Here is a 22,596-nt window from a genome sequence, read left to right as displayed (position 1 = left end):
AAAGTGAAATGTAAGTTTGAATGTAGATTTTTCATCGCGTATACTAAAATATAGGTCATAGAGATAAAAAATTAAATACAAGGGGTTTTACAATGAAAGCAATTGTTATAGGAATACTGGCATCATTTTTCTTTGCCTTTACTTTTGTTTTGAACAGGGCAATGGACTTAGAAGGTGGAAGCTGGATTTGGAGTGCATCATTACGGTATTATTTTATGGTTCCAATGCTATTACTTATTGTTATGTATAGAGGGAACTTAAAGCAACTCTTTCAATATATGAAAAACAATCCGAAAGAATGGTTAGTGTGGAGTATCGTTGGATTTGGTCTCTTTTATGCACCGCTTAGTTTTGCTGGAGCGTTCGGACCGGGTTGGCTCGTTGCATCAACATGGCAAATTACAATCGTTGCAGGGATTTTGTTAACACCATTTTTTGCGGTGGATCCACTACATAAAAAACTTCCGATGAAGGAATTAGTAATGTCGGGCATTATTTTATTCGGTGTCGTTCTCATGCAAGTAGAACATGCTTCTTCATTAGGTATTCGTGAAACCGTTTTATGTGTAGTTCCTGTACTTATTGCAGCATTTGCGTATCCTCTTGGAAATAGAAAAATGATGCAAGTTTGTAAAGGGGAATTAGATGTATTTCAGCGAGTACTCGGTATGACATTAGCAAGTTTACCATTTTGGTTTTTATTATCTGGTTACGAAGTATCAACAGGCGGATTACCGTCAAGTAGCCAAGTTTTTCAATGTTTTATTGTAGCAGTTAGCTCTGGGTTAATCGCGACAGTATTATTTTTCTTTGCAACAGATCTTGTGAAAGATGATCCGCAAAAATTAGCAACAGTGGAAGCGACGCAGTCTGGTGAAGTTTTATTTGCGCTAGTAGGAGAGTTGATTTGGTTATCTGCACCAATTCCATCATCATTATCTTGGATTGGTATGAGTCTCGTTATTATTGGAATGATACTTCATAGTTATGTGGCTGTCGTTGTAAAAAAAGAAGAAAAAATAACGGCGTAATGAGATTAGCTCTTTTTATTAAGAGCTAGTCTTTTTTCATAGAAAGGGATGAAAGTATGAATTTACAGTGTGTTAAACAAATTGAGAAAGATTCAATATTAAATGTGCTACAATATGCCGTCGGTCCAAATGAAATAAGCTTAAAGAAAGCAGTAATATTTTATCAAAGTAATAAAGGGACTTTGTACAAATATGAAGAAAAAGCTTGTCTAGGTATTGAAATAATCGGAGAAACTAAAGCACGCATATGTCATATAGCAGTGGCTCCAGATTATCGTCAAAAAGGAATTGCACTGCAAATGATTAAAGAAGTGGTAAGGATATATCAATTGACTTATATAGAAGCGGAGACAGACGATGGGGCGGTAGAATTTTATAAAAGAATTGGTTTTCAAGTTAAAAGTTTAGGAGAAAAATATCCAGGGATAGAAAGACTTCATTGTTACATGGAAAAATAGTATAAAATATGCATATGGAGTATAGTTTGAAAAAATAGGATTTACATTTTTCTTCATTTCAAAAAAACTCTCGCTCATCATTATCTACGATTTTAATAGAGTTTTGAGGCTTCAGTATAATAATATACATATTTTTGTAGTAATGAATATGATTAAGTTAAAAATTAAGAAAAATATGATAATATATTTATATAAAAGTTTAAATTTACGTGGCTAGTGGGGGAACCAATATGAAAATGAATGAAATAGTAGCAAGTACACAATTTCCAAATACAATCGAAACAATAACAAAAGATTTAAAAGCATTAGGAGTCGAAAAAGGAATGACAATTATCGTTCATTCATCACTAAGTTCTATCGGGTGGATATCTGGTGGTGCCGTTGCTGTAGTAGAAGCATTAATGAAAGTTGTTACGGAAGAAGGAACGATAATAATGCCAACGCAATCTTCGGATTTGTCCGATCCGAAACATTGGTCAAGACCACCTGTACCGGAAGACTGGTGGCAAATTATCCGAGATAACGTCCCAGCATTTGATTCACGTATAACCCCAACAAGGGGAATGGGTGAAATAGTTGAATGTTTTCGTACATATCCGAATGTAGTACGTAGTAATCATCCGTTAGGAAGTTTTGCTGCATGGGGAAAACATGCAGTAGGAATAACAATGAACCATTCGTTATCAATGAGCTTTGGAGAAGAATCTCCATTAAGAAAAATATATGATTTAGACGGGTACGTATTATTAATTGGTGTTGGATATGATTCCAATACGTCTGTTCATTTATCCGAGGTGCGTTCTGGTGCATGTGAGTTAATACAAGTAGGAGCACCTATTATAGAAAACGGTGAAAGAGTGTGGAAAGAGTTTGTTGAAATGGATTACGAATCTGAGAAGTTTGTAGAAATTGGTGTGGAGTTTGAGCGAAAAGGAACTGTAAAAAATGGGAAGATAGGGAATGCAACGTGTCGTCTAATGAAACAGCGTGATATAGTTGACTTTGGAACAGAATGGTTTCGTAAGAAAAATTAGTAAGGGATGGTTACAATGAAGGGGAAAAAGGTATTAATTACGAGCGGTGGTTGTCTAGAAAAATGGGATCAAGTACGCGGGCATACGAATATGGCCAAAGGTACAATCGGAAGGATAATCGCAGAAGAACTTCTAGCTAAAGGGGCACATGTTATATATTTACACGGTTATTTTGCGGAGAAACCGAGTGATGTACATAGAGGGTTAGAATTACATCCATTTGAAGGAATCGTTGATTTACAAGATAAAATGAAAAGTATCATATCACATGAAAAGGTTGATGCAGTCATTATGGCAGCGGCTGGATCAGATTGGATTGTAGAGAAAATTTGTGATCAAGATGGTAATGTTCTTAATATGAACGGAAAAATTTCAAGTGATATAGCACCGATTATTCACTTTCAAAAGGCTCCAAAGGTATTAAAACAAATAAAAGAATGGGACCCAGAAACAGTACTTGTTGGTTTTAAACTTGAAAGTGATTTAAATGAAGAAGAACTGTTTGAAAGAGCAAAAAATAGAATGAAAGAAGCAAGGGCGAATGTAATGATTGCGAATTCACCACATTCTTTATATTCGCGCGGGGCTGTGCATTATGTAATTGGACAGGATGGTAAAGGGAAGTTGTGTAATGGGAAAGATGAAACAGCGAAAGAAATTGTCAAAAGCTTAGAGGTATTATGTAATCGTGTCACTGCTTTTTAAAATTAAGTTTTTAGATGAGAATGAATCCGCATAGTAATAAGTAAGCGAAACTTTAATTGGTGGGAATTTTACTTTTACACGAATGTGAAGCGTATACCAATCAAGAGCTATACACAGAATAATTGGTGAGGAGTGGATTCTATGGAACATTTATTAAAGCAAGCTATTAAACTTAGAAATGAAAAGAAATATGCGCAGTCTAAAGAGATGCTTATAGGATTAACAAACTTTACAAAGGATGCAGAAGTACTGTATCAGTGTGCGTGGATACATGATGTAATGGGGCTAGAAACAGAAGCAGTTCCGTATTATGAGCAGGCAATCGCAAATGGACTTGATGGCGAATCGCTTTGCGGTGCTTATATTGGTTTAGGAAGTACATATCGTTGTATAGGGGAATATGAAAAGGCAATTACAGTATTAGAAGCTGGGGTGAAAAAATTTCCAGAGAATGCTCCGATGAAAGTATTTTTATCATTAGCAAAATATAACGTAAACGATCACGAATCAGCGATGAAATTATTACTTGAAACTGTCGTGAAAGTAGAGGAAGTAAAAGAATTTGAACGTGCCATTTCATTTTATAAAGACCATTTAAATGAGGTTTTTAAATAAAGGAGTGAACGTATGAAGGTTACACTATCACGAAGGCGAAAAGGTATTTGGATTGGACTCGTCTCTTTAATTATGCTATCAAACTATTTATTGTATGCCCTTCCAATTGTACCAGTTGCGCCGAAAGAAGTTGTGCTTGGGTCATTATTAGATTGCATGTTTGTCATTCCAATCATCACGTATTTCTTCATTATTCGAAAAAGATACTCGTTAACATATATAGTTCCTGTTGTAATAGCTGGTTATATTTTTGCAAGATTTATTATTCCAAGTGATTATTTACAAGCTTTTTCATTCATCTCTTATATTATTGTTGCGGCTGAAATTGCATTTGTAGGTCTAGAATTATTCCTTCTCTATAAAATTGTTAGAGTGCTTCCTAAAATAATAAAAAAATATAAAGAATATAGAAGAGAAAATTATTCCTTTTCTTATGCAATTGATGCAGCGTTTGACGCTACTATGAAAAGAGGTAAGTTAATAGATGTCATTCTAACAGAGTGTAAGTTAATCTATTATGCGTTTTTATCGTGGCGTGAAAAAGTACCAACAGGTAAATCTGTATACTCATATCATAAAAAGACTGGTGCTATAGGTGTGTATATCATGATTATTCATGCAACAGCAATTGAAAGCATTGGTTTTCATTATTTACTACATCAGTGGAATCCAGTAATAGCATGGATTTTACTTATTTTAAATGTATACGCGATGATTTATTTTATAGCTGAAATACAAGCGATGCGCAAAAATCCACTTGTCGTAACAGAAGAACAAGTAATCATTCAAATCGGATTAGGAAAGAAAATTGTTATGCCATTTACACAAATTGATAATATTGCGTTCTACAAGGGTGAATTGCTAACGGCAAAAGAAGGGAAGCAGGTATTGGATGCAACTGTTATGGAGTTCATAAAAGAACCTGCTACTTTTGAAATAACATTAAAAGAGCCAGTGAAAGCGCAGTTGTTATACGGCTTTTCTAAAACAGTAAGTCGTGTTTACTTAAATGTTGATGAAGAACGAAAATTTTATGATGCGGTTAAGGAAAAGTTAAAACATGAGTAATAGTACTGTTAGTTGCATGAAAACAAATGAGTTTCCGTTAGAAGTGAAAAAATATGAAACATGGATAGTGAAAAACTCTTTCTAAATAAGAAGGAGTTTTTATTATGTACTTGTATAAATCATTATATAAAAAACTATACACTTCTTTATCACTACATAAATAGATATAATTGAGGATAGAACTAGCATAAGGGGAAACAAAATAATGAATAAGTTACTTACATCGAAAATTGAAATTATAGAAAGAAAAATCCGGTATAACTCAACAATAGTAGATCACAATTGCTTATTACTTGAAAAGCAATCACAAAGTATCGTTTTATTTCACGAGGTGCAGTATTCATTTACAATGACTGCAAATGATACTAAGTTAACAATCCCAAAAGGGAGTTATACAATCGCATATTACTGGAGAGATCGTCCGTACAATTTATACGTATGGAGAGATATAAAAGGAAAGTATTTAGGTTCCTATTTTAATATCGTAAAAAACACACAAATAAAAGATGAAGTGGTTTCCTTTGAAGATTTAATCATCGATATTATGGTACTTCCAAATGGAGAATATTTCATATTGGATGAGGATGAATTACCAGAACCATTAGGAAATTTCGAAGGTGGTTATGTGAAGAAAGCTCTTTATGAATTAAAAGAAATCATTCAAAAAGAGCTTCCACCAATAGTTTTGGAGACAGCCAGGGTGCGGAGGAAATAAAATTTAATTACATAAATATTTTGAATGGAAATGAGTAGTCTCAAGTTATATGATCTAACTTTTTTGATCAATCTAAGGTTAGTAGCATATCTCTTGAGATTACTCTTTTTTTGTAGAAATTTCGTCGCTTAGTTATTAAATCGATTTTAAATTTATGAAATAATATTGACTGAATCAAGTTCAGTCGTTTATGATTGAATCAGATTCAGTCGTGGTGAAAACATTGTAGGAGATGACGTATGAAAAGAATATCAAAAGAACCAGATGTAAGACGCCAAGAGTTAATGGATATTGGTTTTGAACTATATATGAAAAATGGTATGAAAGGATTTGGCATAAAAGATGTTGTGAATCATGCAGGTGTAGCAACGGGCTTATTTTATTATTACTTCAAGTCTAAAGAGAATTTTGTTGATGAAGTTTTAAATGACTGTATTGTGAAAAATATGGAGTTAATTGAAGAAATACTTGTTTCAAATGAACGGTCTGTCATGCAAAAGATGAAAGATTCACTAGATATATTTTGGACATTTATTGAAAAGTTAGCACCCTATAAAAATGTGAGTTCGTTTCAGACGGAACAACATTTTCAACTGGAACAGAAATTATTCGCACGTATGCAACCGTTAATTAGACAAGTAATTGAAGAGGGAGTGAAAACAGGGATTTTTTATACTGATAACTCATTATTAGCTTCTGGATTTATTTTATACGGTCTTAGCAGTATTGCTCATTCAGAAGTAAAGTTGAATCTAGATACAAAACATGAAATGGTTAATTTAGTATTAACTACACTACGATACAATCAAAAGGAAGGAGAAAGTTTATGAAAATTATTATCGATGGAAATAATATCTCACAAGAGCAACTTATAAAATGGAAAAGAGAACGGATAAAAAAAGTATTATATACATTAGGACATAAAGAGCTTGAAATAAATGATACAGACGTCATGATAAAACAGCTAACGGAAATAAAGTTGCGATATACATACAATGAAATGTACGAAAAGTTGAAATCAAAACTTAGATTAAGTGCATTAGGTATGCATATCTGTACTCTTTTATCTGGCGATAGACGAAAATTTTCAAAAACTAGTATTTATTTAGACGGGATTACAGCAGAAGTAGCTATACATGGAATTGATAGTTTGATGCTTGAACAATCACGTGAAAATAACAAAGTGAATTTATCTGCTTGTCCTGATCACTATGTACTAAGACCCTTTGGGGAAAATGAATTAGAGGTTATCGAAACTACTGGTAATTCTCCGTTTCCAGTTCAATTTTTCATTGTTTTTGGTGACGAAACCGGATTGAAAACACCGAGAGATAAATCTTATCAATACCAATCAACAGGTGTTGCACGTATGAAAGATGGTACTACTATTGGTGGAGTTCGACATCAATTTAAAGATACTGATACAGGGATAGAAGTAAGTCTAGTTGTTGAGTTCCCAGCCCTTTGTCCTAATAGTCTAATTAAATCCCATCAAATGCATTTAGCGTGTGAGTTTTCTTATTGGTTACAGTGGATTAAAGATCAGAAAAAATAGTAAGTAAACGTCGTTTAAATAAACAAAAGTAAAATGTTCAAACAAATCATATGTATGTTTTAATAAAACCTAGTTGACTTATCGGAAATATTTGTATAATATGTACTTAATTCCATAACGTATTGCTGATTGGAGAAACCAAAGGCATTTTATCAACAGATAAAATGCCTTTGGTTTTTTTATTGCACAAATACTGAATCTGTTCATTTATATGAATCATTTTAAGGGGGGGAAGAAATGACTGTTTCAATTGATGGGGTATCAAAATATTTTTTGAAACAAACTGGTACGGTTCAAGTGCTAGAGAATATTAATTTTCAATTAGAGGAAGGGGATTTTGTTACAGTAATTGGTCCGAGTGGGTGCGGAAAAAGTACATTACTAAAAATTGTTGCAGGTCTAGATAATGATTTTGAAGGTGAAGTTGTTATTGACGGGGAGCCTATCTTAAAAACGAGCAAGAAACAAGGTTTTATTTTTCAAGAACATAGGCTTTTTCCATGGTTAACAGTTGAAGAAAATATAGCGGCAGATTTGTCGTTAAAAGATAAGTATGTGAAAGATAAGGTGAGAGAATGGGTTGAAATCGTTCGGTTAGATGGCTTTGAAAAATCGTATCCGAAAGAAATTTCAGGCGGGATGTCACAACGTGTTGCGATAGCGAGAGCGTTATTAAGAGATCCAAATGTATTATTACTTGATGAACCTTTTGGAGCGCTGGATGCTTTTACTCGAAGTCATTTACAAGAAGTATTGCTAAATATTTGGGAGCAGAAGAAAACAACAATGATATTCGTTACACATGATATAGACGAAGCGATATATCTTTCAAACCGAATCATCATTATGAGTGCAAAACCAGGGAAAATACATAAAGTGATTGAAAATAATTTGCCTTATCCGCGAAATAAAACTTCTCAATCGTTCCAACAACTTCGAACGAAAGTATTACAGCAGTTTGAATATGGAGGGTTGATTCAAACAAGTATATAGGAAAAGGGTGATTTTATATGTATAAAAAATTTAAAATTCTTTCTTTTGCTTTAGCTATATCAGTATGTTTATTAGGATGTGAAAAAAGTACAGCAAGTAGTAAGAAAGAAGATGTAACAATACAAATTGGTATACAGCAAGGGTTAAGCCCGCTATTACTAGCAAAGAAAAAGGGGTGGTTTGAAGAGGAGTTTAAAAAAGAAGGAGTTAAAGTGAAATGGACAGAGTTCCAAAGTGGACCTCCTTATTTTGAAGCAATCGCATCAAACCGATTAGACTTTGGTGAAGTAGGGAATTCTCCAGTCATTTCAGCGCAAGCAGCAGGTATTGGATTTACCGAAATCGCCAATACAAGTTATGCGAGAAAAGGAACTGGAATTCTCGTTCAAAAAGATAGCAAGATTGCGAGTGTAAAAGAGTTAAAAGGTAAAAAAATTGCAGTAGCAAAAGGAAGTAGTGCCTTTAATTTATTGTATCGAGCACTTGATAAAGAAGGGATTGATGCAAAAGAGGTAAATGTCATTCAATTACAACCAGATGAAGCGCAGCCTGCATTTGAATCAGGATCAGTAGATGCATGGGCGATTTGGGACCCTTTCATATCATTACATACGTTAAATAAAGGTGCGAAGGTGATTGCAGACGGTGAAACATTAAATGTCTCTTCACCAGAATTTTTAATTACGAGAACAAAATTTGCGAAAGAACATCCAGAATTAGTTGAGAAATTCCTCAAAGTTTATGAGAAAGCACGTGTATGGCAAGATGCTAACTTAGATGAAGCAATAAAAGTATATACTTCTGTAAAAAAGATAGATGCGGAGATCGTAAAAGAAGTGTTTAATCACGACAAACCAATTTTAGTTCCGGTAACGAAGGAAATAATAGCAGAACAACAAAAGACAGCGGATTTTCAATATAAGCTTGGTTCTATAAAAAAAGAAACTAAGGCGGAAAAAGTTGTAGATAATTCTTTCGTAGAAAAAGCATTGAAAGCGAAGTGAAAAGAGGTTTTGTAAAGTGGAAAATACGAAAGCTGTTATGAAACCAGCGAGTATAACGATTGAGAAAAACAGAGTTAAGAATGTGCGAAAGTTAAATGTAAAAGTTTTAGTAAGGGCAATTACTATACCGGTTATTATATTAATAATTTGGCAGTTAGCTGGCGTATTCGGCCTTGTTTCTAAAACAGTTTTACCAACACCATTAGATATTTTTTTAGCTTTCCAAGAGCTTATTAAAACAGGAGAGTTATTCGGCCATTTAAGTATTAGTGTATTCAGGGCTGCGGCTGGTTTCTTTATTGGTGGGGGCTTAGGAATCATTTTAGGAACGATTGTTGGATTTTCAACGAGAAGTGAGCAATATTTAGATCCATCTGTGCAAATGTTAAGAACTGTACCTCATCTAGCTGTTGCGCCACTTTTCGTATTATGGTTCGGTTTTGGTGAAACATCGAAAGTGTTATTAATTGCAGATGGTGCATTTTTTCCTTTATACGTAAACGCATTTTTAGGTATTAGAGGTGTGGATTCAAAGTTATTTGATGTAGCGAGAGTGTTAGAGTTTAGCAAAAGAAAACTAATTACGAAACTCATTTTACCATCTGCATTGCCTAACCTTTTACTAGGAGCAAGGTTATCGTTAGGTGTTGCATGGGTGAGTTTAGTAGTAGCAGAACTTATGGGATCTACAGAAGGTATTGGTTATATGATTATGGATGCAAGGCAATTTTCAAATACAGATATCGTATTTGTCGGCATAATTATCTTTGCATTTGTTGGGAAGTTTTCTGACTCTCTAGTACGTTTACTAGAAGCGAAGTTTTTAAGATGGCGAGATAATTTTAAAGGTGAGACTGGGAATTAACATATAAATTATTAGGGGTAATTTATATAGAATGTGTTAGTATACGATTCAAAATAAATAAGGGGTGTGTAAAGGCATGGAATTATTATGGTTTATTCCGGCTTATGGAGATGGTCGATATTTAGGAACGACAAAACGAGGAAGAGCAGCTGAATATGGTTATTATAAGCAAGTTGCTGCGGCAGCTGATTATTTAGGATATACGGGTGTTTTACTTCCAACTGGTCAAGGATGTGAAGACCCTTGGGTGTTAGCTTCAGCTCTTGCTGCTGAAACAGAAAAATTAAAATTTTTAGTAGCAGTGAGACCAGGACTAATGTCCCCTACAGTTGCAGCGAGGATGGCATCTACATTTGATAGAATTTCAGATGGGAGACTGCTTATTAATGTAGTAGCTGGAGGAGATCCAGTTGAACTACAAGGAGATGGATTATATCTTGATCATGATGAAAGGTATGAAGCAGCGGATGGATTTTTAAAAGTTTGGAAATCGACATTGCAAGGTGAAACGATCTCTTTAGAAGGAAAACATATTCAAGTTACAGATAGTAAAGTTGTATTCCCACCAGTTCAAACGCCATATCCTCCTATATATTTCGGAGGATCATCAGCTGCTGGAAAAGAAGTAGCAGCTGAACATAGTAATGTATATTTAACGTGGGGAGAGCCGCCAGAGCAAGTAAAAGAAAAAGTAGAAGAAGTAAGAAAACTTGCAGAAGAGAAGGGGCGTACAGTCCGATTTGGCATTAGATTACACGTAATTGTAAGAGAGACAGAAGAAGAAGCATGGGAAGAGGCCGAACGTTTAATTCAATATGTGGATAATGAAACAATTGAGCTTGCTCAAAAGACATTTGCAAGATATGATTCGGTTGGTCAAAAACGGATGACACATTTAAATAAAGGTACGAGAGAGTCGTTAGAGATAAGCCCTAATTTATGGGCTGGTATCGGACTTGTAAGAGGTGGGGCAGGTACTGCACTTGTAGGCGATCCGCATACAGTAGCAGAAAGGATAAAAGAATATGAATCGTTAGGAATTGATACGTTTGTTTTATCAGGATATCCGCATTTAGAAGAAGCGTATGAAGTGGCAGAATTGTTATTCCCATTATTGAAAGACAAGAAGAAAGAAGAAAATAAAATTGTTGGTGAAATGATTGCTGATGCATATGCATTAAAAAAATAGTGAGAAATAAAGTTTCACTTATTTATTGCTTCATTTTGTTTACTGCCTGTTAATAGGGTATAAAAAATCCGCAAGTTATTCGCTTGCGGGTTTTCATCGTAAATTATTAGAAAATATGGTAAAATCAAAGGGTAACTTAAGGTGCGGTTGGTTGTTCAATTATCACTTCTCCGAGTAGGAGGGGGGTGATAATACGTGAGTGAAATAGCGTTGCTACTGCAGGGTGGACTGTTTCTCGTTGCATTGTTAACGTTCGTCGTCGTTTTAATAGACAAGCTCAAAAAATAACAACCCACCTATGCCTATAGAATGTGGGTTGTTTTGTTTGTAAGAAACAAATAGGATAAATGAACAATCCAATCTGCTAAGTTACGTGGACTAGTGTGTAGCCGCACACTAGTCTTTTTTATTTATATACAATTTATAATTGGTTTATGTGATTGTATTGTTCTTTTCATACTCATTATAACACAGTGTCTTTTCATCAAGAAAGGAGACCGTATGTTCTGGTATCTATTATATAGTAGGTGCTTTTTCTTTGAACAGCCCATCCATATACTGTTTTAAACTTTGGACATAAAATTTCTGTGTATTCACATTATTTACACCGACAATGGGTGATGGAAGGTCAAATCTTTTTTCTGATAAATGAACGACAACATCAAAGATGTCAAACAAACGAATGAAGCAAAACAGACCGTCTTTATCGCTAAGTAAAATAAAGTAATGATTTTCACTACTTGTATTTAGCGTATTCCATAAAGAACTTTTGCTTAAATCACGTACAATGCTTTTTTCTTTTAGTTCCACGAAATCTGCATTTGAGAGAATGGTAGAAATATCAATTGCATCTTGATCTTCAAAATAGCCATCAACTGCTTGTACAGCGAATGTATAAGCCATTTTTAATATACTCATTTTATATTTACGGTTATCTAATAGTAATTCACGTTGAATAGAACTCGCTACTTTCGTTACACGTTCCTCTTTCCAAATTTCATTATGTAAGGAAATATCGTGCTTTTTACATAGTTTCATAATTAATGCATTAGAATAAAGAATTTCGTCGCTTACTTCGACAACATCAGTCTCAGCAGCCGCAAGTTCCTCACCGTGCTCATTCGTATAGAGTGGGGAATCAATTTGTCTTTTCATTTGTTCAATCTTAAATTGACTCAATTTATGCCTAATTAAAGGACGATCAATATTTGTTGTCATTTGTTCATGACAAGTATCACAAATTGAGTTTGTGAAATAATATCCACATAATATTTCTGGAATGACATATTGTTCACTAAGTTCTTTCGTATCTTTTCTGCAAATGATGCATTGTGTCATTTTTATCACCTTTACCTGCAAATTTGTATGTAATCTCATTGTAGTGTATTTATTGGTATTTTGGAATATTGTAAAGGAAAATATTATGTGAAATTCATACTTATTTTGGTACAATGAAGAGAAGTGCTAGTTTAAAGGAGGCCATTTTTTTGAAATCAAAAGTGCACTTTTGGACATTAGAAGTGCTAATGGTTGTAGGAATCATATTTATTTGCACAAAAATATCATTTTTATTTCAACCGATTGGTATCTTCATATCAACATTATTTTTCCCAATCTTAATCGCGCTTTTTTTATACTTCATATTTAATCCTGTATTAATCTTTTTGGAGAATAAAAAAGTACCTAGAAATTTAGCGATATTGCTGTTATATCTTTTTATCATAACATTAACTGCGGTTGGCGTTGGAGTAGTTGTTCCTACGATTTCACAACAGCTAATGGACTTAGTAAAAAATATGCCAGGCTACATAAAAGAGGGAAAAGTATACATACAAGAATTATCACATCATAGGTTGTTTGAATGGTTATCTACACAAAACTACGTTTCCATTGAAACAATTGAAAAAAATGCGATTGAATACTTAAAAGATATACCAAATACAATTACGTCGAGTGCAACGGCTTTATTTGGTATTATCACGAACGTTGCATTAGTTGTATTTACTGTACCGTTCATTTTATTTTACATGTTTAAAGATGGACATGCCTTTCCAGGAAAAGCGGTAAGTTTATTACCAGAATCTTACCGTGAAGAGGGGCTTCGTATCATTAAGGAAACGAACGAAACATTATCTGCATATATTCAAGGGCAAGCGCTCGTTTGTATATTTGTAGGTGCGTTTACTTTTATCGGTTATTTAATTATTGATTTACCGTACGCTTTCGTTTTAGGAATTATCGCAGCATTTACAAACATCATTCCTAACTTAGGTCCATTTATCGGGGCAGCACCAGCTGTTATTGTAGGACTGTTCGTATCTCCGATGCAAGCCTTATACGTAATTATTATCGTAACAATTGTACAACAGTTTGAAAGTAATATTATTTCACCACGTATTATGAGCTCGAAATTAAATATTCATCCACTAACAATTATTATTTTAATTTTAGGGGTAGGTAACTTTGCGGGAATTATCGGAATGATTTTAGCAGTACCAGTTTATGCAGTAACAAAAACAGTTGTTTCGAACTTAGTGAGATTGTTTAAGACGAAGAGAAGTAACCGAAAATAGTAAAAACTGAGGAAGATACACCGCTTTTTAAGTGGTGTATCTTTTGTTTATAAATAAATAATTAAAAGTGGGTTGATTTGATTTTATTATATATTTTTTATACATCAAATTCAGTGATAAACTTGTGTGATATAAGCTCTATAAAACTATGTGGAATCCCTCTGAACTATCCAAATCATTTCCTTACAGCGTGCTATCAACATCATAATCGACTCCTTTCAATTCTATATAGTTAAACGATTAAAGGTGAGTGTAGTACTTGCTTCTACGATCTCGAATTTCATCAATAACTTGTTTATATTGTCTTTCTTGTTTTAATTCATTTTGAGATATTGTTTCTTTTTGAATCGTAATCGTTAAAAAGAAAAGGTGAAACTTCATATGTGAATTCCTCCTTTCGAATTGGAATTACAGATGACTACAGTAATGACTTTGTCTTTCTTTTACAGAATTCATAGCCTGATTAATTTGTCGTTCATGAAGCATTTCAGACTCAGAAAATTTATTTTTTTGAATGGTAATGGTTAAAAAGAATACTTTAAATTTCATAAAATAATTGCCCCTTTATAAATGATTTAGAAAAAACGAGTGTAATAAGAAATTATAGGTGACTACAGTAATGACTTTGTCTTTCTTTTACAGAATCCATAGCCTGATTAATTTGTCGCTCATGAAGCATTTCAGACTCGGAAAATTTATTTTTTTGAATGGTAATGGTTAAAAAGAATACTTTAAATTTCATAAAATAATTACCCCTTTATAAGTGATTTAGAAAAGACGAGTGTAATAAGAAGATTGGCGCTCTTTTACTTCGTCCATAATGCTTTGGATGTGTTGTTCACGTAAAATCTCTTTCTGTGAAAGCTTACGTTTTTGAATGGTGATGGTTAAAAAGAATGCTTTAAATTTCATGAATATATGACCCCTTTAAAATATATTTTTAATACATTTGAGTGTAGTATGAACTTTTAATGTCAGTTATTTTATCAGTCAGTTGTTTTAACTGTTGTTTACGATTGATTTCAGTTTCAGATAAAGTATGTTTTTGAAGCATAGTCGTAAAAAAGAAAATATGAAAAGTCATAAATGAATTCCTCCTTTCAAAAAGGAATTACAGGTGATCACAGTAAAGTGCTTGGCGCTCCTTAACATCATTCATAGCTTTTTCAATTTGCTCATTATGAAGAATTTCATCTTTGGAAATTGTATTTCTTTGAATCGTAATACTTAAAAACAATACGCTAATAGTCATTGAATGTTGCTCCTTTCTTAGAAAAATAATGTAAGAGACTAAAAAATCGCGCAAAAAAACCACAGGAAGATACAGTTCTCCTATGGCTGGGCGTGAAAAAGCCACAGGAAAGTATACGACCTCCTGTGGCGAATTTATGAATTAAATGAAATAAATTACGATTTTCAATTCTCCATTAGGGTGGTCGAATTCATATTTAATTGTCCAGAAAACACAGGTGCAGTTAACGCTAAAGTTAATGCATGTAATTGTAATTTCATCATTTCCTTCGACCTCCTTTTAGAATTTTTTTCTTACGTTAGTAAGTATATACAATTAATGGATAATTGTAAACATAAAAAATGAAAATTTTTAATTTTGATTAAAATGCGTATATTTAAAAAGGGATTTGAAAGTAAATATTGTAATTAACGAAATATCGATAAAAATGGGGGATGCTAAATGAAATATATGCATCATAACATAATCGTTATGCTAACAATTTTTTTATTCATTACGGCTTGTTCTAACGGGGAAAGAATAAAAGATATATATGATGTTAGGTCAGATGATTTTAAGAAATATACTGGGACATACGTTGGTAATAATTCAGATGTGGTTGCAATTATTAATCATTTACCCGGTGGTGGAACAGTTCAAAGTATAAGTTTAGAAAAGTTTGGCGGGAAAATAATAATCATGCTATATGAAAACTTCTCATTTGAGAAGTTTTTTTATTTTTACAGGTAAGCAAAACAAGTTGTTGAAGGGCAGGCTGTCATAGAATATGATACATATTATAATGAGGAAAAGTTGAGGGGATAAAAATGCGTACAATTTTACTTTTTCTAAACAACATGTTCATTAGCGAAATCGAGGACATTAGGCAAAAACATGATCCTTTATTTGGATTAATTTCACCGCATATTACAATTGTATTCCCATTTGAAAGTTCGATTTCAAATGATGAGCTGAAATTACATATTATAAATGTATCAAAACCGATACAGAATATAGAAATTGAATTTACGAATCAAATTACAAGTGAAAGAGAATATTTGTTTTTACGAGTTGAAAAGGGGAAAGAACAAATAGAGGAACTACATAATATTCTATATACAGGACCTTTATTACAATTTTTGAAAGAAGACATTCCGTACATCCCGCATGTAACAGTCGGAAGAAAAGAAAGTGCCGAATTAGCTGCTGAAGTAGTGAAGGAGATTCCTAGTTTTCATGGGAAGTTAAATTGTGTGATTGATAGAATAAGCGTGGAGCGAATTGGAGAGAACGGGGAATCAATTATTGAATTTGAAGTGCCATTTCTAAAAAGCTGACAAAAGTCAGCTTTTTATTTCGTAGCATGAAGTAATGCACCAATTGCACCGCTATTACCACCATCTTGTAAAAAGATTGGTGTTTTATTTTGATATTCGGTGTAGCTACTAATAATATGTTGAAGTTGTACGTTATTACATAAAGTCGAACCAATATAAATAATATGTTCAATGTTTTTTGTTTCAGCGAATTGAAGGCTTAATGCAGTAACGACTTCACCGACAAGTCCTTGTACAGTAGCTAGTATATCGGAGCTACTATTATTTGATTCTGTAATGGCTGCTTTTCCGAAGTTACTAGCAGTTAAGTTATTATCGATAGGGGAAAGAATACCACCATAAATATCTCCAACCGTAATATCTAGTTCTTTTCTAGATCCTACTTTTGTTAGAGGGATTATATCTTCAAAATGATCTATATTTGTTAACAATTTTGAGAGTCCCATAATAGTCCCACCGCCAACTCCGGTTCCACCAACGCGAATATATTGTTCATTATAAACATAATGGATAGAAGTACCTGTACCGATATTGGTTAAAATAAAATTGTTTATAGTATGTTGTTCTTCTTTTAATATGAATTGGACACCTGCAAGAGTAGCTTCAAATTCGCTTAGCTCTATTATTTTATATGAACCTGTAAGCAGTTGCTGTAATAGTTTCGATTTACCACCCGTAATACATATTTGTTTTATGCCATTGTTGTTTTTAATCCAATCTATTATTTTATGTTGTTCATGCGAATAAAATTTTTCAAAAGTTAATAGCTTTTTTTTGTTAAAATAAGCTATTTTCGTTAATGTTCCTCCAGCATCGATACCGATAGTACGTTCCATTTTCCTGCTCCTAACTACGTAATATGTTTTCCTATTTACTTAATTGGTTGAGAATAGATATTTCTAACTGATATAAGGAACACTTTAATCTGCTTGATATATTAATAGTTTTTCTATAGTTACAATAGGCTGGTCGTTTACAGTTGCAATACCTTTACCAAGAATAAAACCTCGGCGATTGCGCGTTAGCTCATAATGTAAATCAAGTTTATCACCGGGATATGCTTTTCCGTGGAATTCAATTCCATCTAAAGAGGAGAGGAATCCTAGTCCTTCAGAATTACTTGTATGTACAAATGCACTAAGCTGAGCAAGTGCTTCTACAATTAACATATGAGGCATATGTTTGTGACTATCATTTATAAACCATTCGTTATTTGTAATGAGTTTATATCCTGTAACGAATTCATCTTGTTTTACATTTGTTACTTTATCAATCATTAAAAATGGATAACGATGGGGAAGTGTGTCTTTAATATGCATATGAAAGTACCTCCAATTAATAATACCCCTGCTAAAGTTAAGCAGGGGAGTCGGAATTAATTTTTAACTAATTCATTTACTTTTTCAAGGACGAAAATGCCGCTATTTCTAATGTTTTCAACAACTTGTTGCAACACTTCTTTATCTTGAACGAGTGCAATACGTACGAAGCCTTCTCCGTGAGGTCCAAATGCATGACCAGGTGTAACAACGACATTCGCACGATCCATTAATGCATAAGCGAAGTCTAGAGAAGTCCACCCTTGTGGAATTTCTGCCCAGACAAACATACTACCAGCTGGCTTATCGACATTCCAGCCAAATGTTCGGAATCCATCGACTAAAGTATCTCTCCGTTCTTGATAAATATTGCGGTTTTTCTCACAAAATGCAGCGCCATTTCTTAGTGCTGCAGATGCCGCTTTTTGAATTGGTAAAAATACACCGTAATCGGTATTAGATTTAAATTGAGTAAGTGCACGAACAATTTCTTCGTTTCCAATCATATATCCAATACGGCTACCCGCTAAACTATAACTTTTTGACAAAGAATTGATTTCTACACCAACTTCTTTAGCACCAGGTACAGAGAGGAAGCTAATTGGCTTATTACCATCGAAATAAAATTCAGCATAAGCAAAATCATGGACAACGATAATATTATGCTTTTTCGCGAATGCGATTACTTCTTTAAAGAAATCTTCATGAGCCATTGCTGGAACGGGATTCCCTGGGAAGTTTAAAATCATCATCTTTGCTTGATCGGCAATTTCTTCAGGGATGACTTCTAAGTCTGGTAAGAAATCATTCTCTTTCTTTAAAGGCATGTAGTAAGATGTTGCACCAGCCATTTGAATACCTGTTTCATAAGCTGTATATCCTGGATCAGGAACTAATATAATATCACCTGGATTTGCATAAACCATAGGTAAATGAACGAGCCCGTCTTGTGAACCCATTAATAATAAAACTTCTTTATCCGCATTTAATAAAACGTTATGAGTGTTGTTGTAATATTCAGTTACAGCTTCGTGAAATTCTTGAATACCTGATAATGTATACCCGTAGCTCTCTTTCTCACTCGCTGTATGTACCATTGTTTCTCTTACAAAATCAGCGGGCGGCATATCAGGATTTCCGATGCTCAAATCAATCATGTTATGACCTGCTGCAATTTTTTCTTTTTTATAGGCTCCTAATTCACTAAATATAGAAGATTGGAATGCTTTCATTCTAGTTGCTAACGTGTAAGTCATCAAAACCCCTCCTAAAACAGTGCTTTCATTCTGCGTTTTTAATTATTCTGAAAACACATGTTTATATTTTATCATTTTTTTATGAAAATTAAAACGATTGACAAATTTAGAGGAAGGATTAGCCTATTTTGAAAAGTATCGATGTAAATAGCGTAGATGTGTTAATTGAAATGTCTATTATAGGATTCATTTTATATAACTTAAGGTATTTTCTAGTTTTTATTAAGTATATTTCTCATGTTTTGAATGAAAAAGAATACGAAAACAAGGGCTATTTTTGTGGCCGATTTCTAAAGTGAAATAACGCAGAAAATATTTTCTGCGTCTCCTCTGAAATGTAATCATTTCTTTTTATATGTGCATAATTTTTCGGCTGTCAAAAAGTATACATTTAATGTACCGTCGGCAACTTTTAAAGTTTGGTCCGATGTAAATGAATTACCATAATCAATGTGATATACATTAGAATTTTTGACAAATGAGCCTTTATATAAATCGTCTTTATTCTTTGTTGTCTGCATTTCTACTAAATTTTGCACAATTTCCTCTTTATTTTCTTTTTTGACAACTGTTTCAAATTTATAATATACAGGGCATTCACCTTTTTTATTGTCAACGACTTCCCAAGAACCGTATATATCGTTATTGCTGCATCCACTAAGTAGGATGATTAGTATAGGAATTGTAAGTAGAACCTTTTTCATTTTGTGCTCCTTTCTTTTAAATTTGAATAAACGTGCGAATACGATAGGGATATTATAATAAATAAAGTTTAAATTTTTTTAAAGAATTATTTAATTTCATATAAAAATTTAAGAGAAATTAAATAAGCATGAATCTAGTGTAAAGTCAGATTCATGCTAGTACTATAGCCTATGTTATGTCTTTTTTGAGGATAAATAAAGAGGAAAGCAGAATCACTATTCCATTTAATATATATACGCTTGCGATCATAAAGGCTAACGTACCTGCGCCAAATCCTGCTTTATCGAATATAGAAGCAAATGTTGCGATAGTCAAAAAAATAATGGGAGTCAGTAGTAAAAATATGAAACCTGCCACGATTCTTTTTTTAAAACTATGTCCAGATAAGGAAATGGCTAAAAAGTTTAGGATGCTAAACAGAGCAATTGCAAAGAGCAGGACAATAAATACTTCGATGCCATCAGACATTTTACCACTCCTTTTATAAAGAGTACTTTTTATAATCTATTCGAAATAAAAGGGGGATACTCCTTTAGGTAATTTCAATAAACGTAATAAATAGGCGTATTATAAAACAAAGAAGTATGGATTCAATATTAGACCCATACTTCTTTGTTTATTTTATAAATTTGCAGATTGCGAATGCTGTTTTTCATAATGTTTCTGCTTAGAAAGGGAAATAGAAATAATCAATAATGAAACGACTCCAAAGATGAGAACCATATATTGTAACCCAATTGTATCTAAGAAGAAGCCTGTGCCAAGTAAGACGATTTGGAACATAACCCTCTCAAACATATTACGGAATGAGAAGAGGCGACCGTGATAACTTTTTTCCACTTTCGTTTGGAAAATCGTCGACATAATAGGGAAGAAGCAGCCAACACTAAACCCAAACAAACCAAATGATGTAAGAGCCATCCATTTTATATCGCTAAAGAACAATGACAGATGTGCAAAAGCAGTACAAACTGCGAAGAAATATAGTAATTTTTCAGGTTTGAAATGATCAGATAGACGTTTAATTACGAAGGCACCTAACATAAATGCGACACCTTCAATTGTATATATGAACCCTTTAATCGTAGGATCATGTTGCATTTCGCTAATGTTAATAACCATTAAATTAAACCCAGCTATAAATAATAGAGGGATGATACTTAATATAAGTGCTGTAAAAGCAATAGGAATTCCTTTTAAAATACGAAATACTTCCATAAAGCTATTATCTTTTGCAGCTTGTTTACTTGGTGTTGTTGATTTCTTGTCTTCGAATTGTAGGAAGAAAGTCGAGAGGAATAATAAGGCATATGCTGCCATTGAGAAGGCATACATGTACTGTAAACTCATCACAACTAAAAGAATTCCACCTAGTGAAGTGCCTGCAATACGAGCAATTGTACCAACATTCATATGTACACCGTTCATTTGTAATAATTCATGCTCACGTACGATGAGTGGAATTACAGATTGTAATGCAGGGAAATAAAATGCTGCTGAAATTTGAAGAGCAACCATAAATGCGATCATAAATGCGATACTTTCAAATTGAATAGCAAAAAACATGAAAATAACACTTAAAACTCGACCAAACCCAGCGTAAAGAAGAACTTTTTTTTTTTCATACTGATCGATGACACGGCCAGCCATAGGTCCAACTAGAACACCGGCTAATAGTCCGATAAATAATATAACTGATTTCATGAAATCAGAAGGGACATATTTTTGCATAAATTCAAGGTTGCCAAGAATACCAAGCCATAATCCTAGACCTGCAATAAACTCCCCAATTAAAACAATCCAAACGTTTTTATTACGCCACATAACATTAAAACCTCTCCGTCTTTTAAAATGAAAAACTCGTATATAAAACCTCCTTATTTATGTATTCTTTTCATACGAACTTTTTTAGAGTCAGAGTCTATATTACGTGTTTCATAATTGGATTTCAATCTTTTTGATTGGTCAAAAATTTGATGTGTTAATTGATGAAATAAGTGAATCAAAACGTAAAAAAATTATGATTAAAGCTAATAGAAAGTAAGGATACATATAAAAAAGCAAGAACGTATAACTACGCCTCGCTTTTCTCAAGTACAAAATTAAATATTAGATTCACTTAGCAACATTTACGCTCTTGTCCAATAGCTAAAGCGCTAAAAGATAGTGGGCCAACAACTTCTGCGCTTGCACCACTAGTAAGGTTTTCTACAGTTAATGAATATTCGTGTGTTCCACTGTTAACGTTTTGATCTATAGCTTGAAATGTTTGTACGTAGAATTGTTCAGAATCTGTAGATTCAATACCTACTTGCGCATTAAAAATTTCAATGTTATCACGGAAAATTCGGAATAAAACTTGTGAAGTCTCAGTTATACCTTCTACACCAATTGTAGCGATTAATTCTACTCGATTATTACGTGAATCTCTACTTGAAATTCTCAATTTCAAATTTGCTAAAATTGCTTTATTTGGAGAAGCTGGGATTGCAAAAGTTGTTTCACCAGTTTTACTAATAGGTTGAGTAGCTTGGTAATCAATGATATGAGTCATATTCTTCACCTCCTCATATACTAGAATATGAAAATAGTGAAGAATTAGCTTGGACAAATAATAGATTATTTAATAGAGTCAACAACAATTATTGAAAAGAAGAAATTCACATAAAAGCATTAAGAATATATCACAATAAGATGATATTCTTCTTAATGCTTTTTGTAATTAAGCAGAGTATTCTTCTTTACGTACTTCAAAAAATTCATTACGTCGTAAGTAATTATAAATTTTCTCTGAAACCTCTTCTTCTTCAGACACCAAGAAACGATGATCAAAAGCGTAGAAAGATTGACCTTTAATTAATTTTACGTAATACATATTAAACGCCTCCTGACACTAGATTATTACTTGCTTCATATTTATGATGGCCTATATGTCTGCTAAAA

31 protein-coding genes and 1 pseudogene are annotated in these 22,596 nt (G+C 33.2%); 17 read left to right on the top strand and 15 right to left on the bottom strand.

Annotated elements, in window-relative coordinates; translation table 11 throughout:
• The first annotated feature begins 92 nt into the window (after window positions 1-92).
• From ACTL4X_RS14450 to ACTL4X_RS14385, 14 genes are all read left to right on the top strand, one after another.
• Window positions 93-1,031 carry a DMT family transporter gene (locus tag ACTL4X_RS14450; RefSeq protein ID WP_000644594.1) on the top strand — a complete coding sequence of 313 codons (939 nt, stop codon included), beginning with the start codon at window positions 93-95 and terminating at the stop codon, window positions 1,029-1,031.
• Between the two features lie 56 nt (window positions 1,032-1,087).
• Window positions 1,088-1,489: a GNAT family N-acetyltransferase gene (locus ACTL4X_RS14445; RefSeq protein WP_001053116.1), complete on the top strand. Its 402-nt coding sequence runs from the start codon at window positions 1,088-1,090 to the stop codon at window positions 1,487-1,489.
• Window positions 1,490-1,719: 230 nt separating this feature from the next.
• Window positions 1,720-2,523: an aminoglycoside N(3)-acetyltransferase gene (locus tag ACTL4X_RS14440; RefSeq protein WP_000783347.1), complete on the top strand. Its 804-nt coding sequence runs from the start codon at window positions 1,720-1,722 to the stop codon at window positions 2,521-2,523.
• 15 nt (window positions 2,524-2,538) lie between these two features.
• The gene (locus ACTL4X_RS14435; protein WP_000676726.1) at window positions 2,539-3,228 is read left to right on the top strand and encodes a phosphopantothenoylcysteine decarboxylase domain-containing protein; all 690 of its coding nucleotides are present in this window, start codon (window positions 2,539-2,541) and stop codon (window positions 3,226-3,228) included.
• Between the two features lie 141 nt (window positions 3,229-3,369).
• Window positions 3,370-3,843, top strand: coding sequence for a tetratricopeptide repeat protein (locus ACTL4X_RS14430; RefSeq protein WP_000400636.1), 474 nt, complete (start codon window positions 3,370-3,372; stop codon window positions 3,841-3,843).
• A gap of 12 nt (window positions 3,844-3,855) precedes the next feature.
• A complete protein-coding gene (locus tag ACTL4X_RS14425; RefSeq protein WP_060852026.1) occupies window positions 3,856-4,911 on the top strand; it encodes a hypothetical protein in 1,056 nt (351 codons plus the stop codon).
• Window positions 4,912-5,116: 205 nt separating this feature from the next.
• Window positions 5,117-5,626, top strand: coding sequence for a DUF402 domain-containing protein (locus tag ACTL4X_RS14420; RefSeq protein ID WP_001037883.1), 510 nt, complete (start codon window positions 5,117-5,119; stop codon window positions 5,624-5,626).
• Between the two features lie 239 nt (window positions 5,627-5,865).
• Complete coding sequence (locus ACTL4X_RS14415; RefSeq protein WP_048656711.1) at window positions 5,866-6,456, top strand: TetR/AcrR family transcriptional regulator; 591 nt, start codon at window positions 5,866-5,868, stop codon at window positions 6,454-6,456.
• Window positions 6,453-7,181: a hypothetical protein gene (locus ACTL4X_RS14410; protein WP_000691334.1), complete on the top strand. Its 729-nt coding sequence runs from the start codon at window positions 6,453-6,455 to the stop codon at window positions 7,179-7,181. Before ACTL4X_RS14415 ends, ACTL4X_RS14410 begins: the two co-directional genes overlap by 4 nt.
• A gap of 237 nt (window positions 7,182-7,418) precedes the next feature.
• Complete coding sequence (locus tag ACTL4X_RS14405) at window positions 7,419-8,174, top strand: ABC transporter ATP-binding protein (RefSeq protein WP_000218576.1); 756 nt, start codon at window positions 7,419-7,421, stop codon at window positions 8,172-8,174.
• 17 nt (window positions 8,175-8,191) lie between these two features.
• Window positions 8,192-9,178, top strand: a complete 987-nt coding sequence (locus ACTL4X_RS14400; protein ID WP_060852027.1) for an aliphatic sulfonate ABC transporter substrate-binding protein — start codon at window positions 8,192-8,194, stop codon at window positions 9,176-9,178.
• A gap of 16 nt (window positions 9,179-9,194) precedes the next feature.
• Window positions 9,195-10,043: an ABC transporter permease gene (locus ACTL4X_RS14395; RefSeq protein WP_000432128.1), complete on the top strand. Its 849-nt coding sequence runs from the start codon at window positions 9,195-9,197 to the stop codon at window positions 10,041-10,043.
• Between the two features lie 76 nt (window positions 10,044-10,119).
• Window positions 10,120-11,232: an FMNH2-dependent alkanesulfonate monooxygenase gene (gene ssuD, locus ACTL4X_RS14390; protein WP_441394909.1), complete on the top strand. Its 1,113-nt coding sequence runs from the start codon at window positions 10,120-10,122 to the stop codon at window positions 11,230-11,232.
• Between the two features lie 195 nt (window positions 11,233-11,427).
• Window positions 11,428-11,520 (top strand): putative holin-like toxin, encoded by a 93-nt coding sequence (locus ACTL4X_RS14385; protein ID WP_001289320.1) that lies wholly within the window; start codon window positions 11,428-11,430, stop codon window positions 11,518-11,520.
• Between the two features lie 228 nt (window positions 11,521-11,748).
• Here ACTL4X_RS14385 and ACTL4X_RS14380 read toward each other — a convergent pair whose 3' ends face one another.
• Window positions 11,749-12,570 (bottom strand): HNH endonuclease, encoded by an 822-nt coding sequence (locus ACTL4X_RS14380; RefSeq protein ID WP_000189709.1) that lies wholly within the window; start codon window positions 12,568-12,570, stop codon window positions 11,749-11,751.
• Window positions 12,571-12,719: 149 nt separating this feature from the next.
• Here ACTL4X_RS14380 and ACTL4X_RS14375 point away from each other — a divergent pair, with 149 nt between their 5' ends.
• Window positions 12,720-13,805, top strand: coding sequence for an AI-2E family transporter (locus ACTL4X_RS14375; protein WP_000837892.1), 1,086 nt, complete (start codon window positions 12,720-12,722; stop codon window positions 13,803-13,805).
• A gap of 240 nt (window positions 13,806-14,045) precedes the next feature.
• Here the strand turns inward: ACTL4X_RS14375 and ACTL4X_RS14370 are convergent, their stop codons facing one another.
• The 6 genes from ACTL4X_RS14370 to ACTL4X_RS14345 are packed head-to-tail and all read right to left on the bottom strand — an operon-like array spanning window position 14,046 to window position 15,057.
• Complete coding sequence (locus ACTL4X_RS14370; protein WP_000668497.1) at window positions 14,046-14,186, bottom strand: YrzI family small protein; 141 nt, start codon at window positions 14,184-14,186, stop codon at window positions 14,046-14,048.
• A 27-nt stretch (window positions 14,187-14,213) separates the two neighbouring features.
• Window positions 14,214-14,354 (bottom strand): YrzI family small protein, encoded by a 141-nt coding sequence (locus tag ACTL4X_RS14365; RefSeq protein WP_000669806.1) that lies wholly within the window; start codon window positions 14,352-14,354, stop codon window positions 14,214-14,216.
• 52 nt (window positions 14,355-14,406) lie between these two features.
• Complete coding sequence (locus tag ACTL4X_RS14360; RefSeq protein ID WP_000669805.1) at window positions 14,407-14,547, bottom strand: YrzI family small protein; 141 nt, start codon at window positions 14,545-14,547, stop codon at window positions 14,407-14,409.
• 26 nt (window positions 14,548-14,573) lie between these two features.
• Window positions 14,574-14,717: a YrzI family small protein gene (locus ACTL4X_RS14355; RefSeq protein WP_000668965.1), complete on the bottom strand. Its 144-nt coding sequence runs from the start codon at window positions 14,715-14,717 to the stop codon at window positions 14,574-14,576.
• 28 nt (window positions 14,718-14,745) lie between these two features.
• Window positions 14,746-14,889, bottom strand: coding sequence for a YrzI family small protein (locus ACTL4X_RS14350; RefSeq protein ID WP_000142710.1), 144 nt, complete (start codon window positions 14,887-14,889; stop codon window positions 14,746-14,748).
• 27 nt (window positions 14,890-14,916) lie between these two features.
• The gene (locus tag ACTL4X_RS14345) at window positions 14,917-15,057 is read right to left on the bottom strand and encodes a YrzI family small protein (protein ID WP_000156193.1); all 141 of its coding nucleotides are present in this window, start codon (window positions 15,055-15,057) and stop codon (window positions 14,917-14,919) included.
• A 441-nt stretch (window positions 15,058-15,498) separates the two neighbouring features.
• Here ACTL4X_RS14345 and ACTL4X_RS14340 point away from each other — a divergent pair.
• Window positions 15,499-15,729, top strand: a pseudogene (locus ACTL4X_RS14340) (DUF4825 domain-containing protein); the annotation flags it as partial.
• A gap of 134 nt (window positions 15,730-15,863) precedes the next feature.
• On the top strand, window positions 15,864-16,373 hold the full coding sequence (locus tag ACTL4X_RS14335; protein ID WP_001259199.1) for a 2'-5' RNA ligase family protein: 510 nt from the start codon (window positions 15,864-15,866) through the stop codon (window positions 16,371-16,373).
• 14 nt (window positions 16,374-16,387) lie between these two features.
• Here the strand turns inward: ACTL4X_RS14335 and coaW are convergent, their stop codons facing one another.
• The 8 genes from coaW to ACTL4X_RS14295 form a co-directional block, all read right to left on the bottom strand.
• Complete coding sequence (gene coaW, locus ACTL4X_RS14330; RefSeq protein WP_000442505.1) at window positions 16,388-17,209, bottom strand: type II pantothenate kinase; 822 nt, start codon at window positions 17,207-17,209, stop codon at window positions 16,388-16,390.
• An 84-nt stretch (window positions 17,210-17,293) separates the two neighbouring features.
• Window positions 17,294-17,692, bottom strand: coding sequence for a 3-hydroxyacyl-ACP dehydratase FabZ family protein (locus ACTL4X_RS14325; RefSeq protein ID WP_000547650.1), 399 nt, complete (start codon window positions 17,690-17,692; stop codon window positions 17,294-17,296).
• Window positions 17,693-17,748: 56 nt separating this feature from the next.
• Window positions 17,749-18,948, bottom strand: coding sequence for an LL-diaminopimelate aminotransferase (locus tag ACTL4X_RS14320; protein WP_000222697.1), 1,200 nt, complete (start codon window positions 18,946-18,948; stop codon window positions 17,749-17,751).
• A 341-nt stretch (window positions 18,949-19,289) separates the two neighbouring features.
• A complete protein-coding gene (locus tag ACTL4X_RS14315; protein WP_000757017.1) occupies window positions 19,290-19,652 on the bottom strand; it encodes a hypothetical protein in 363 nt (120 codons plus the stop codon).
• Window positions 19,653-19,821: 169 nt separating this feature from the next.
• Complete coding sequence (locus ACTL4X_RS14310) at window positions 19,822-20,121, bottom strand: hypothetical protein (RefSeq protein WP_001279462.1); 300 nt, start codon at window positions 20,119-20,121, stop codon at window positions 19,822-19,824.
• A 153-nt stretch (window positions 20,122-20,274) separates the two neighbouring features.
• Window positions 20,275-21,477, bottom strand: a complete 1,203-nt coding sequence (locus tag ACTL4X_RS14305) for an MFS transporter (protein WP_000269261.1) — start codon at window positions 21,475-21,477, stop codon at window positions 20,275-20,277.
• A 295-nt stretch (window positions 21,478-21,772) separates the two neighbouring features.
• The gene (gene exsC / locus ACTL4X_RS14300; RefSeq protein WP_000148796.1) at window positions 21,773-22,207 is read right to left on the bottom strand and encodes an exosporium protein ExsC; all 435 of its coding nucleotides are present in this window, start codon (window positions 22,205-22,207) and stop codon (window positions 21,773-21,775) included.
• 168 nt (window positions 22,208-22,375) lie between these two features.
• Window positions 22,376-22,528 carry a YqbF domain-containing protein gene (locus ACTL4X_RS14295; protein WP_000291905.1) on the bottom strand — a complete coding sequence of 51 codons (153 nt, stop codon included), beginning with the start codon at window positions 22,526-22,528 and terminating at the stop codon, window positions 22,376-22,378.
• Between the last annotated feature and the right edge of the window lie 68 nt (window positions 22,529-22,596).

This window comes from Bacillus sp. RE35 (assembly GCF_052146655.1).
In the GTDB taxonomy this organism is placed as follows: Bacteria; Bacillota; Bacilli; order Bacillales; family Bacillaceae_G; genus Bacillus_A; species Bacillus_A cereus.
This window is presented reverse-complemented; position numbering and strand designations above follow the sequence as displayed.

What these genes read in the sequence shown, in the direction of transcription:
- ACTL4X_RS14450 (WP_000644594.1), top strand. Translation starts at nt 93, where the DNA reads ATGAAAGCAATTGTTATAGGAATACTGGCATCATTTTTCTTTGCCTTT.
- ACTL4X_RS14445 (WP_001053116.1), top strand. Translation starts at nt 1,088, where the DNA reads ATGAATTTACAGTGTGTTAAACAAATTGAGAAAGATTCAATATTAAAT.
- ACTL4X_RS14440 (WP_000783347.1), top strand. Translation starts at nt 1,720, where the DNA reads ATGAAAATGAATGAAATAGTAGCAAGTACACAATTTCCAAATACAATC.
- ACTL4X_RS14435 (WP_000676726.1), top strand. Translation starts at nt 2,539, where the DNA reads ATGAAGGGGAAAAAGGTATTAATTACGAGCGGTGGTTGTCTAGAAAAA.
- ACTL4X_RS14430 (WP_000400636.1), top strand. Translation starts at nt 3,370, where the DNA reads ATGGAACATTTATTAAAGCAAGCTATTAAACTTAGAAATGAAAAGAAA.
- ACTL4X_RS14425 (WP_060852026.1), top strand. Translation starts at nt 3,856, where the DNA reads ATGAAGGTTACACTATCACGAAGGCGAAAAGGTATTTGGATTGGACTC.
- ACTL4X_RS14420 (WP_001037883.1), top strand. Translation starts at nt 5,117, where the DNA reads ATGAATAAGTTACTTACATCGAAAATTGAAATTATAGAAAGAAAAATC.
- ACTL4X_RS14415 (WP_048656711.1), top strand. Translation starts at nt 5,866, where the DNA reads ATGAAAAGAATATCAAAAGAACCAGATGTAAGACGCCAAGAGTTAATG.
- ACTL4X_RS14410 (WP_000691334.1), top strand. Translation starts at nt 6,453, where the DNA reads ATGAAAATTATTATCGATGGAAATAATATCTCACAAGAGCAACTTATA.
- ACTL4X_RS14405 (WP_000218576.1), top strand. Translation starts at nt 7,419, where the DNA reads ATGACTGTTTCAATTGATGGGGTATCAAAATATTTTTTGAAACAAACT.
- ACTL4X_RS14400 (WP_060852027.1), top strand. Translation starts at nt 8,192, where the DNA reads ATGTATAAAAAATTTAAAATTCTTTCTTTTGCTTTAGCTATATCAGTA.
- ssuD (WP_441394909.1), top strand. Translation starts at nt 10,120, where the DNA reads ATGGAATTATTATGGTTTATTCCGGCTTATGGAGATGGTCGATATTTA.
- ACTL4X_RS14380 (WP_000189709.1), bottom strand. Translation starts at nt 12,570, where the DNA reads ATGACACAATGCATCATTTGCAGAAAAGATACGAAAGAACTTAGTGAA.
- ACTL4X_RS14370 (WP_000668497.1), bottom strand. Translation starts at nt 14,186, where the DNA reads ATGAAGTTTCACCTTTTCTTTTTAACGATTACGATTCAAAAAGAAACA.
- ACTL4X_RS14365 (WP_000669806.1), bottom strand. Translation starts at nt 14,354, where the DNA reads ATGAAATTTAAAGTATTCTTTTTAACCATTACCATTCAAAAAAATAAA.
- ACTL4X_RS14360 (WP_000669805.1), bottom strand. Translation starts at nt 14,547, where the DNA reads ATGAAATTTAAAGTATTCTTTTTAACCATTACCATTCAAAAAAATAAA.
- ACTL4X_RS14355 (WP_000668965.1), bottom strand. Translation starts at nt 14,717, where the DNA reads ATGAAATTTAAAGCATTCTTTTTAACCATCACCATTCAAAAACGTAAG.
- ACTL4X_RS14350 (WP_000142710.1), bottom strand. Translation starts at nt 14,889, where the DNA reads ATGACTTTTCATATTTTCTTTTTTACGACTATGCTTCAAAAACATACT.
- ACTL4X_RS14345 (WP_000156193.1), bottom strand. Translation starts at nt 15,057, where the DNA reads ATGACTATTAGCGTATTGTTTTTAAGTATTACGATTCAAAGAAATACA.
- ACTL4X_RS14335 (WP_001259199.1), top strand. Translation starts at nt 15,864, where the DNA reads ATGCGTACAATTTTACTTTTTCTAAACAACATGTTCATTAGCGAAATC.
- coaW (WP_000442505.1), bottom strand. Translation starts at nt 17,209, where the DNA reads ATGGAACGTACTATCGGTATCGATGCTGGAGGAACATTAACGAAAATA.
- ACTL4X_RS14325 (WP_000547650.1), bottom strand. Translation starts at nt 17,692, where the DNA reads ATGCATATTAAAGACACACTTCCCCATCGTTATCCATTTTTAATGATT.
- ACTL4X_RS14320 (WP_000222697.1), bottom strand. Translation starts at nt 18,948, where the DNA reads ATGACTTACACGTTAGCAACTAGAATGAAAGCATTCCAATCTTCTATA.
- ACTL4X_RS14315 (WP_000757017.1), bottom strand. Translation starts at nt 19,652, where the DNA reads ATGAAAAAGGTTCTACTTACAATTCCTATACTAATCATCCTACTTAGT.
- ACTL4X_RS14310 (WP_001279462.1), bottom strand. Translation starts at nt 20,121, where the DNA reads ATGTCTGATGGCATCGAAGTATTTATTGTCCTGCTCTTTGCAATTGCT.
- ACTL4X_RS14305 (WP_000269261.1), bottom strand. Translation starts at nt 21,477, where the DNA reads ATGTGGCGTAATAAAAACGTTTGGATTGTTTTAATTGGGGAGTTTATT.
- exsC (WP_000148796.1), bottom strand. Translation starts at nt 22,207, where the DNA reads ATGACTCATATCATTGATTACCAAGCTACTCAACCTATTAGTAAAACT.
- ACTL4X_RS14295 (WP_000291905.1), bottom strand. Translation starts at nt 22,528, where the DNA reads ATGTATTACGTAAAATTAATTAAAGGTCAATCTTTCTACGCTTTTGAT.